Below are 1,419 nucleotides of genomic sequence, written 5' to 3' on the forward strand. Positions count from 1 at the left end.
GCCCTGAGGTGCATGCCGAGCCCGTCGACAGCGATACGTGGCGCGCGATGCGGGCACAGAGCTCGTCCGCATCGACGCCGAAGATCTGGATGGACGCCGTGCCTGGAACCGTTGGCGCATCGCCGCTGACACGACGGAAGCGAAGTTGCCGATGTTCAAGCGTCTCAAGCAACTGCTCGATCAACCCGGAGCAGTGTTCCTGGTCGGACGGAAGCCGGTGTTTTGCAACCCGAGCTGCGGCACCGAATCCTGCAATCAGTGCGACTGGTTCGGTTCCGGGCCTCAGGCCGCTTTGCTGGGCTCCTCCCAAAGTGAGGGGAAGCGGCTTCGGCGCCGATGCCGCAACATAGAGGGCGCCTAGACCCATCGGGCCATAGCATTTGTGAGCGGAGAGCGTGAGGTAGTCGACATCAAGCTCAACGACGTCGACATCGATCTTGCCGACGGCCTGCGCAGCATCGCTATGGAAGAGCGCGCCGCTCTCATGCGCCAAGGCAGAAGCTTCCTTCACCGGCTGAATGACGCCGGTCTCATTGTTGACCATCATCACGGATCCAAGGAGGAGATCTTCGTCGACGAGCCTCGCAAATTCTGCGAGATCAAGCCGACCGCGGTGATCGACGGGGGCAATGCTGACTTCAAACCCTTCGGCCTGCAAGGCGTGTGCGGGCTCTAATACAGCCTTGTGTTCGACCGCCGAAACGAGGACGCGTTTCCGGTTTGGTTCGAATCTGCGAGCCGCGCGCGCCATGCCCAAAATGGCGAGATTGTTAGCTTCTGTGGCGCCCGACGTGAAGGTGATCTCGCTTGCGGTGGCGCCGATCAGGTCGGCAACCGATTCGCGGCCCTCGGCAATCGTGCGTGCGGCAACCTCGCCTGAAACGTTCGGCGAAGCCGCGTTGCCCGGGTGCGCCCAAACGGCAAGCATCGCGTCGCGAGCTTCAGGCGCGAGCGGCAGAGTGGCAAAACCATCGAGATAGATCGGATGCCCCATTTCAAATGTTCCCACTCTGGGCTCGTATTAGATGCCAAAGAGAATCGGACGGTGAGACGAATAGTATACCGAACGAACCACCTGGTCAGAAGGTGATTTGCGAACAACAATGCGAAGTTTTCCGGTCGTTCTCGGATTCCTTTGGCAATCGCCTCTCGCAGTAATCACGCTCACCGGTGGCCTGTGGTTCGGTGTTGCATGGTGACGCAGAGGGTGGAAGATAGCCTCGATCGAGGTATGGCTATTTTTTCAGAAGTTCGAATGAAACACGCGTTTAGTCTTGCAAATCGATTGTGGGCCTACCGTCAAGTCAAGCATTTGACTTTACCTTCCGCAATGCGCAATCCGCAGCATGGATACTCCCGTTAGTGGATGGCGCGAGTCAAATCTCTACGCGGCTGAAATTTGTCATAGGAGTGGGCGCG

Annotated in this window: 1 protein-coding gene; it reads right to left on the reverse strand. The window is 58.6% G+C overall.

The features are described 5' to 3' along the window. Positions 1–994 (reverse strand): cysteine desulfurase family protein (locus EOA23_RS34700; protein ID WP_145966607.1); only part of this gene is annotated, 994 nt, incomplete at its 3' end. Positions 995–1,419: the final 425 nt, after the last annotated feature.

Source organism: Mesorhizobium sp. M2A.F.Ca.ET.042.01.1.1 (genome assembly GCF_003997405.1).
Taxonomy (GTDB): Bacteria; Pseudomonadota; Alphaproteobacteria; order Rhizobiales; family Rhizobiaceae; genus Mesorhizobium.